The 8,013-nt window shown below is 65.6% G+C and carries 8 protein-coding genes and 1 pseudogene; 5 read left to right on the forward strand and 4 right to left on the reverse strand.

The annotated features are described in order from the left end of the window. Nucleotides 1-55: 55 nt before the first annotated feature. From IN07_RS19960 to IN07_RS25470, 4 genes and pseudogenes are all read right to left on the reverse strand, one after another. Nucleotides 56-1,090 (reverse strand): annotated as a pseudogene (locus IN07_RS19960) (IS1380 family transposase); the annotation flags it as partial. A gap of 120 nt (nt 1,091-1,210) precedes the next feature. Next, entirely contained in the window at nt 1,211-1,585 is a 375-nt protein-coding gene (locus tag IN07_RS25465; protein WP_156119306.1) for a hypothetical protein, read from the reverse strand. Nucleotides 1,586-2,055: 470 nt separating this feature from the next. Further along, the gene (locus tag IN07_RS19965; protein ID WP_036339459.1) at nt 2,056-3,132 is read right to left on the reverse strand and encodes a helix-turn-helix transcriptional regulator; all 1,077 of its coding nucleotides are present in this window, start codon (nt 3,130-3,132) and stop codon (nt 2,056-2,058) included. Continuing rightward, nucleotides 3,129-3,437 (reverse strand): hypothetical protein, encoded by a 309-nt coding sequence (locus IN07_RS25470; RefSeq protein WP_156119307.1) that lies wholly within the window; start codon nt 3,435-3,437, stop codon nt 3,129-3,131. Before IN07_RS25470 ends, IN07_RS19965 begins: the two co-directional genes overlap by 4 nt. A 171-nt stretch (nt 3,438-3,608) precedes the next feature. Here IN07_RS25470 and IN07_RS19970 point away from each other — a divergent pair, with 171 nt between their 5' ends. The 5 genes from IN07_RS19970 (at nt 3,609) to IN07_RS19990 (ending at nt 7,762) form a co-directional block, all read left to right on the forward strand. After that, nucleotides 3,609-3,887, forward strand: coding sequence for a multiubiquitin domain-containing protein (locus tag IN07_RS19970; RefSeq protein ID WP_036339463.1), 279 nt, complete (start codon nt 3,609-3,611; stop codon nt 3,885-3,887). Beyond that, the gene (locus IN07_RS19975; RefSeq protein ID WP_052091547.1) at nt 3,862-5,094 is read left to right on the forward strand and encodes a ThiF family adenylyltransferase; all 1,233 of its coding nucleotides are present in this window, start codon (nt 3,862-3,864) and stop codon (nt 5,092-5,094) included. Before IN07_RS19970 ends, IN07_RS19975 begins: the two co-directional genes overlap by 26 nt. Then, nucleotides 5,084-5,488 (forward strand): DUF6527 family protein, encoded by a 405-nt coding sequence (locus IN07_RS24230; RefSeq protein ID WP_052091548.1) that lies wholly within the window; start codon nt 5,084-5,086, stop codon nt 5,486-5,488. The genes IN07_RS19975 and IN07_RS24230 overlap by 11 nt, the downstream gene beginning before the upstream one ends. 805 nt (nt 5,489-6,293) lie before the next feature. Beyond that, on the forward strand, nt 6,294-6,959 hold the full coding sequence (locus IN07_RS19985) for a hypothetical protein (protein ID WP_036339465.1): 666 nt from the start codon (nt 6,294-6,296) through the stop codon (nt 6,957-6,959). A gap of 170 nt (nt 6,960-7,129) precedes the next feature. Then, nucleotides 7,130-7,762, forward strand: coding sequence for a hypothetical protein (locus IN07_RS19990; protein ID WP_036339467.1), 633 nt, complete (start codon nt 7,130-7,132; stop codon nt 7,760-7,762). Nucleotides 7,763-8,013 lie beyond the last annotated feature (251 nt).

Here is an 8,013-nt window from a genome sequence, read left to right on the forward strand (position 1 = left end):
TGACCAGACATGAAGATCACGCGGTAGCCGTCACACACCACGCCAGCGGACTTGACCGGGTGGTGTTGGTGACGAACGCCGTCACGCGCAGGCCGTCGAGGTCGGTGATCCGCAGCTGGGCGCCGGGGTGCGGGCGTTCCTTGCGCACGATCACCCGCATCCCGGCCGGCCAGGAGCGCAGCTCGAACAGGTCGGTGACCTCGGCGACCCAGGCGCCGGGCCGGAGCTGGCCGTCGGCGTCGTAGGCCGGCTCCCATACGTGCTCGGGGATGGTGGCCAGCTTGGTCTGGATCGTCGCGAGGTCGCCGGGCAGCGAGAAGCCCACGGAGTAGGCCAGCCGGCGCCGGGTCAGCCACGCGAGAAGTTCGTGGGTGCCGCCGGCCCCGTCGACCCGCACGAGGACCTTCTTGCCGCGGGTGTGTCCGCCGGGCAGCTGAGCGAGGGCGTCACGGATGACCGTCTTGTGGTCGGTGACGGTGTTGGAACCGGCGTTGCCCGCCCGCAGCAGGAACGCCAGCGGCTCCCCGGTCCCCTCGGCGCCGTGGTCGAGGAACGCCCACAGCGGGTGGAAGCCGAACCGACGCTTGAACGTCGGCGCTGCCGCTTCCTTCTCCGAGTGGGAGGTGACGAGGGTGGCGTCCACGTCGAGCACCAGCGGCGTGGCCGCGGAGACCCGATGGTCGGGGGCGTGGTCACCGGCCAGTCGCCAGCCCCGCGCGCGGGCGGTCGCCCGTGCGGTGTTGATCGCCGCCAGCGCCGCGGGAGCGTCGGCGGCCAACGCGTCGATGCACCGGGAGACCGTCGGATCCGAGGCCACCAGCCCGAAGACTTCCGGGGCGGCTCGCAGCTGGGCGATGTCGGCCAGGCAGTCCCCACCGATCGCCAGGCTGATCGCGAGATCAAGCACGATCTTGCCCGGGTCGTGAACAGCCAGCGGCCGCCGCCACGGAGTGAACGCCTCCCGCAGCGCGGCCGTGAGCCCGACAGCCTGCGCGTTGCGCAGCAGCACCGTCGAACCAGCGTGCGGCACGACCGAGGCGCCAGCTCCGTCGATGGCCGCGGGCGGGTAGTAGAGGGTAGGTTTCTTCACCTGGAAGGTGCTCCTCGAACTGCGCTGAACGGACCCTAGACAAGTCTCATTCTCGCAGGTCAGGAGCACTTTCCGTTTGATCAACTTTTCGCTACACGCCTCCGGCGTGAAAGCCCCGGGCTAACGGCGCAGGTCGATGAGTCCCTCGTCGGCGGGCCGCGCGACGGTCCTTCCACGGGATGCGGCGTCTGCGTGGCCGAACTCAGTCAGCACAGCCTCGAACCGCTCACCGGCATCGTGAGCGCGCTTTCGCACTTCACGAAGTCGGCGGGGGCGGTGCCAACCGAGATTGACATGGGCCAGCAGCTGCCCCAGCGCCACGAGTAGCTCTTCCGCACCTTGGGCGACATCGGCCGGTGCCAGGGCCTGGACCGCACATGAGGCCTTGGAGAGGTCGGCCAGGTCGGTGATCACTCGATCAAGGGCGCTAACCGCGACCGGATAGCCGGCGGCCACCGCCACCAGATCGAGCGGGTTTAGCCGTGCATGGTGCACCGCCAGCAGGCTGGCAATGCGTAGGCGGGCGCGTAGGCATCCCACAATTGAGGCCTGGTAGGCGGCGCGGCGGTTTGAGCGCCCAGGACGACGTCCCAGGCGGCCTGTCAGACCGCGAGCGGCAGTCTTGCCGGCTTCGGAGGCCAGAGCCTGGCCGGCGCTCGCGATGGCTGATCCGATTCCCGGAACGAGCACACGTCAGTCTCACTTCCACTACCGACAAGACAGGAACCGACCGTCCGCGACGCACGCATCTCCAGACTGCGGCGTTTGGCGGTTCTCTCGGCGACGTTGGCGGGCTGCCGGCTTGGGCTGCCGCCCTAAAGTCGCCGTAGCGGTTGGCCTTACGGGAGACGATGGAGCAAGTACTGCGCGTGCGCGCTTCTCAACGTGCGGCACGGTGGGCTTCACGCCGAAAGTGGCGCCCTGCCACCAGGGGCTAACCAACGTAGAACTGCCGGCGCACAGGGTCACCAAGTCTCGAGGACTCCGGTGACGGTCGGGGCGCTGCGCGCGAGCGTCGTACGCCAGTCCAGCACCTGTCTTTGCTGGAGTTGGCCGACGATCACGATTGGTGCTAGGCGGCGCTCGCTCGCCACGCTTTCGACCCACCCTGCGCCGATACGAGCCGGCGGTGTCGGAAGCGGTGTAGGCAAGAGCCAGGCGCCGGCTCGCCTGTCGGCCTCGTTCTCTGTGTCGTCGGTCTCGTCATGGTCGTCCAACGTATCCACTAATACTTCGGACGAGACATGGCCGAGAATGACGTGGGCCACCTCGTGCAACAGCGTCCACAATACTTTATCCAAGCGCTTCCCTCGCCCTGAGAGCGCAATGATGGGCGTCTTCTCGAGCATGAAGGCGCAGCCGTCAATCTTTGCTCCTGGTAGTGCCTCGACGTAGACGAGGATGACGCCGGTGTCTGCGAAGCTTTCGGGCAGGCTGCGGAAGCCGTCAGGGTTACTGAGCAGTGTGGGCAGTTGCACCGCCAGTCTCTCTAGCTTGGACTTCGAAAACGGCTTCGGGTTTGTGCGTCTGCGAGCCGCGCGCCTAACACATGCCACCCAGGCGACTTGCACAGACGAGACTGGCTCGTCGTGGTTACTCCGTCGAGCCGCGATGCAAAAGGCGGGGTCGTCGTTGATGCTGTCCAGCTCCAAGAGGTTGGCCACCTCTTTTTCGAGCTCATCCAACTCTTGTCCAACTAACACACCACGCTTGCGCAACCTCGCGACCGGCACCAATCGGTTTAGGCGCGCGCGGCGCCGCACTTCTGACAACTCCTGCTGCGTCTGAGTGCTCTTGGCCTGCTCGCTCAGCAAGTATTCATCCTGGAAACTGAGCCAGAACTCCGGAGTCTGACCCAAGGCTGCACCTATCTGCGCTGCCGACTCTCGAGTTACTTCCTTCTTGCCGTTCACAATCTCGGAGACGAATTGCACCGGTCGTCCGAGCACGGCGGCGAATTCCGCCTGGGTCCACCCGTGTGCCTCGATCTCCTCTGCGAGGAACCTGCCGACTGGCACCGGGTCGGGCACGCGATCGCTCATCGTCCTGAGTCCGTTCTGGTGGGCGCGATATCCAGCATCGCTGTGATGGGGCTGCTGTCTGCCTTGAAGACGAGGGTGAGGGCGCGGCCGAAGCTCAACTCAGTCCTGACCGACGCGGGATCGTCAGGATCGGTGCGAAGGCGCAAAGAACGCAGCGACAGCACGTCACTGGGGACCCGCCCGGCTCGGATGCATTGAACGACGAGGCGCAGGCGGCCGACTTCGGCATGGCTCCAGCCCGGCGGCCGCACACCTGGCGGCGTCGCGGCATCACGCGCTCCGCGATCGAGGTACTCGATCTCCATGGGCCCTTCACTCATCGGGTGATGCGGCACAACGTATCGGCGACTGGGCCGACGACCCGCTCCGCGTACGACACGCCATCGGTCATCATGCCATCACCCCAGGGGTGATGAGATGCTACGGTCGACGCGTCGGCTGAAAGGTCCGGCACCGATCAAGGGAGTGAGCGCGTGATGACCGAAGTCGAGCTGTCGGCCAAGAACCCGACCAAGGACAAGGACTACGAGATCGCGGTCAACGGGTCGCGGTACGAGGTTGACGCCGAGACCGTCACGTACGAGCAGGTGGTCGACCTGGGATTCCCCAACGGGGACGCCAACGTCATCTACTCGGTGGCCTATCACAAGGCCAAGGGTGGGCACGGGGGTAGCGGCACCCTGGTGCCCGGAACCTCGGTGGCCGTGAAGAAGAAGGGGACGAGCTTCGATGTCACTGCCACGACTCGTTCGTGACAGCCCGGATCTGTCGCGGCTCGTCAACGAGGGGTACGCCGTCCGCATCTGCGCTGGCCACCTGGCCATCGATGACATCCCGTTCGTGACTGCCGCGGGCACCGTCGTCCGCGGCAGTTTCGTCTGCCCCCTGGACATCCAGGGCGAGACCACGAGTCCGCCACGGACCCACGTGATGTGGTTCACCGAGGTCCCGCACAGCAAGGAGGGGATGGAGCTTCAGGCTCTGATCCACCAGCGCGGACCGATGCAGCTCGCCGACGGCCTGGTGGCGGCGTGCAGTTCTTCGATGAAGGCGCACGGCCGCGGCTACACCAACTACTACGACAAGGTGGTCGCATACGCCGGGCTCATTGTGGGCCACGCCCAGGCCATCGACCCCACGGCGATCCCCACCACGTTCAAGCCGGTCGTGTCGGACCAGACCGACAGCGTGTTCAAGTACCTGGACACGAACTCCAGCCGCGCCGGCATCACCGCCCTGGCGGAGAAGATCTCGCTGCCCAAAGTTGCGATCGTCGGCCTTGGAGGGACCGGCGCCTACCTGCTCGATCTGCTCGCCAAGACGCCGATCCGTGAGCTGCACGTCTACGACGGCGACGTCTTCTCCACTCACAACTCCTACCGTTCACCGGGTGCGGCCAGCATCGAGGAACTCAACGCCGCCCCGCTCAAGGTGGACTACCACGCAGCCCGGTACGGACGACTGCGGTGGGGCGTCGTGCCACACGCGGAGTACGTGACAGCGGACAACGTCGACGAGTTGCTCGAGATGAGCTTCGTGTTCCTCGCCATGGACGCGAACGAGGACAAGAAGGTCATTATCGATGCGCTGACCGACGCGGGAGTGTCGTTCATCGACACCGGGTTGGGTGTGCGCCACGACGCCAGTGGCCTGGCCGGGCTCCTCCGCGTCACTACCAGCCTGCCCGGGCAGCAAGGCCACATCCGGGACCACCAGCTGATCTCCTACGAGCTCGGCGATGGCGACGAGTACGAATCGAACATCCAGGTGGCCGAGCTCAACGCGCTCACCGCCATCCTGGCCGTCGTCGCCTTCAAGAAGCGCTACGGCTTCTACAGCGACAGCCAGAGCGAACTGCACTCCCTATATCGAATCGACACCAACGAAATCATCAACCGGTACGGCAACGACGAAGCCGAGGATGACGGGCCGACGGGGGCGGGCTCGACCGGTGAAGAGTGAAGAACTGGAATCCGTCTTCGTCGAGTATGTGCCGACAGCCCTGGACGACGGGCTCCTGTACGTCTCGATGGAGTACGCGACCGCCTCCCACCGATGCGCGTGCGGCTGCGGCGTCAGGGTCGTGACGCCGCTGGGCCCTGCAGACTGGACCCTGACCTTCGACGGGCGGGTGACCCTGTCTCCGTCGGTGGGCAACGGGCAGTTCCCGTGCGGGTCGCACTACCTGATTCGGCAAAACAAAGTCGTGTGGTGCCGACCCATGACTCGAGATGCTGCACTAGCAACACACAAGTTGGACGCCGCGCAGCGCGCACAGACCTACGGTGACGCTCCCCGTGCCGGCGTGCTGACGAAGCTGAGCCGTTGGCTGCGCCGGTTCCTGGGGCGCTCATGACGCCGGCAGTCGTGAGATCTATGAGGGCCTTGCCCCGAGCAAGCAGTTACGTGGTTGGAGTGGAAGAAGGCCCCCCGAGGGCACGTGAAACGGTCAGAGCTGTGCTGCAAGATGCGCCGAACGGCGCTATAAGGGCGGGAGGTCGAGTAGGCGTTGAGATCGCGGATTGCTGGCGCATGGACGGGCTGGGATGGCAGCACCGTCGTTACGCTCGAGAACGGGTCGGTATGGCAGCAGGCGGAGTACTACTACCGCTATCAGTACAAGTATCGCCCTTTGGCAGTCATTAGCGGAGGCAAGATGCAGGTCGACGGCATGACCAAAGCCGTCAGGGTGCATCGTCTTCGGTAAGCGTCAGTTAGTGGCCAAGCGCTCTGGCCGCGACGCTTGGCCCGCGGACGACGCCGCCGTGGCCGATGGCAGTCGAGTTTCAAGGGCGAGGAACTTCTGGCGACCAAGATCGAGTCGGGTAGGCAGCGCGGACGTCGACCGACCTGCGGGTACATCGCCCGTTTGACGACCGGCGAATGGGACGCCGGCGCTCGGCCGGCAGGCGGTCCGGCAGTCCGGCAGTCCGCAGAGAGTCCGCAAGACGTCCAGTCTTGTTTGATCGCACTTATGGACGCTCAACGTCGAATGCGCAGGTCACCGGTCTGACTTGTCAACAGTCGAACAAGGTCAAACACCCCTTCAACGTTCCGTTTCAACGCGCCTACGTGTCTCCCGGCGCCCTTGGAGGGAGCGAGTGCGCTGTGCCAGCACTGGCGAAGCGGGAACTGTCGGCTCTCGAACCTATGGTGATTTCATGCGCCGCGCCTATATCTCCCCGCACGTTGAGCTGCCAGCGGCTTACCGCCTCGCCAGAGCGTGGGCAGGTAGCGCTGACAAGATCACCATCATCGGCTCAACTACGAGCGCGATCGAGGCATCGCCTTGGCTGGGGCAGACCGGCCTGCCCATCGGCACGACCAGCAACCGCCACAGTCGGTATACCGCACAGGCTCGTGAGGGCATCGTTATCGCTTGGTGCCTGGAGCTGGATGACGTCCTCGGACTTGAGCGTCGCTCCAAACTCAGCGGGCTGGTCGTCGTCCGTGGCCACGAAAGTCACTCTCCATGGATCACCGCCCATGACGCCGAGATTCTGGCTGGCGAGCCAGCTCCGCGGGTCCCGGAGGCTAGTGCTGCCATCAAGGCCGTGGTCGACGGGATCTCGCTACTGCCAGTGCTCAATCAGGGACTCGTCGACACCCGCGAGCGATCCATGGCGGTGCAGGCGCTCACGTACATGCGCAACCACGGTCATGCGCTCGTCCCAAGCCAGCTCGCCGTCGAAGCCATCCGTCGCGGATGGCCCGGAACGAGCCCGATAGAGTTGGCTGACCTTGCGAAGCAACTCAACGCAGGCAAGCGCCTGCGATATAGCGAGCGGCTCAACGCCGCCTCGCTCGCGAAGTGGGCCTCGAGCTGAGGGTCATGCAGCGGACCGCCCGCTCTCTGGCGGCCATGTCCCTGGGCAACCCGCGCTGAGAGGGCGGGCGCGCGCGAGCCGGCGGTGCTCCGAGCCTGCGCGCAGCTGTTGTGCGGATGCATCGGCGAGTGCAGCGTGCTGCCGACCCCCAGGTGCCGTAGGAAGGCGCCATGGGTGACGTCCGGGCGCCGGCGCTGGCGACGCTATTGGCGGCGCTCATCGCGGTCGGTGGGTCGATCTTCGCCGTGCGGCGCAGTGGTCGTCAGCAGGTCAACTTGCAAACTCGAGAGTTCGAGGATCGACGAGCGAGCCGCGAAGCTCACTGGCAGGAGGAGCGAGACCGCGCTGCTCGGGCAGCCGAGATCGACTCCTGCATTCACTTCGACGCCGCTCTAGCGCTCTCACTGGCCCGATTGCACCGGACCGTGGACTTCGTTGGCCGGCCGCGGTTGCGACGTCGAGTGTTGGGACGCCGGTGGGCGCAAGACTGGCAACAGAACGTCCAGGCGGCGATGGAGGAGTTGGCTTTGCCCATCTCGACGGTACGACTCAGTGCTCGCCCAATCGTCTGGGAGGCCGTAGACGCTGCCGCGGACGCGTTCGCAGACGCAGCGGCAGCAGTCGGCTCATTGCCGAAGCTGCCCGAGCCACTACTCATCGGCCCCATCGTCACCGCCTGGCGACAGCGAGTCGACACCGCGGTGGCAGAGGTGCAGCAGTCCCGACGCCGCATAGGCGAAAGCTTGGGCGCCCCTTCGTTCGTCACCCCGCTCGATCACACGCGAGCAGACGGTCTGCGCTAGCCGAGTTCGGTCGGTGACGCCACAGGGCGCCAGAGAGGTCGGCCGGAGCGATCGATTATTCGTGTCCGCTAGGCATCGTCTACTCATCGAAAACGGGCTGACACGAGCCCATGTCGCCAACGTGGGTCAACGTCGAACGTGCTGCTCAACGCACCCTTCCATCAACGGCCAACGTTGATCAATCGGCCCAAGAGGAGCTTGACCCGGTTTTCCGGACACGTTCGGTTCGTTGATCATGCCGCGGTGAGTGC

The organism is Modestobacter caceresii, from assembly GCF_000761485.1.
Taxonomy (GTDB): domain Bacteria; phylum Actinomycetota; class Actinomycetes; order Mycobacteriales; family Geodermatophilaceae; genus Modestobacter; species Modestobacter caceresii.

Bases quoted from the DNA above. Each gene is read 5' to 3' on its own strand.
- IN07_RS19975 (WP_052091547.1), top strand. From the start codon at position 3,862: ATGTCACTGCCACGACTCGTTCGTGACAGCCCGGATCTGTCGCGGCTC.
- IN07_RS19990 (WP_036339467.1), top strand. From the start codon at position 7,130: ATGGGTGACGTCCGGGCGCCGGCGCTGGCGACGCTATTGGCGGCGCTC.
- IN07_RS25470 (WP_156119307.1), bottom strand. From the start codon at position 3,437: ATGGAGATCGAGTACCTCGATCGCGGAGCGCGTGATGCCGCGACGCCG.
- IN07_RS19970 (WP_036339463.1), top strand. From the start codon at position 3,609: ATGACCGAAGTCGAGCTGTCGGCCAAGAACCCGACCAAGGACAAGGAC.
- IN07_RS19985 (WP_036339465.1), top strand. From the start codon at position 6,294: ATGCGCCGCGCCTATATCTCCCCGCACGTTGAGCTGCCAGCGGCTTAC.
- IN07_RS19965 (WP_036339459.1), bottom strand. From the start codon at position 3,132: ATGAGCGATCGCGTGCCCGACCCGGTGCCAGTCGGCAGGTTCCTCGCA.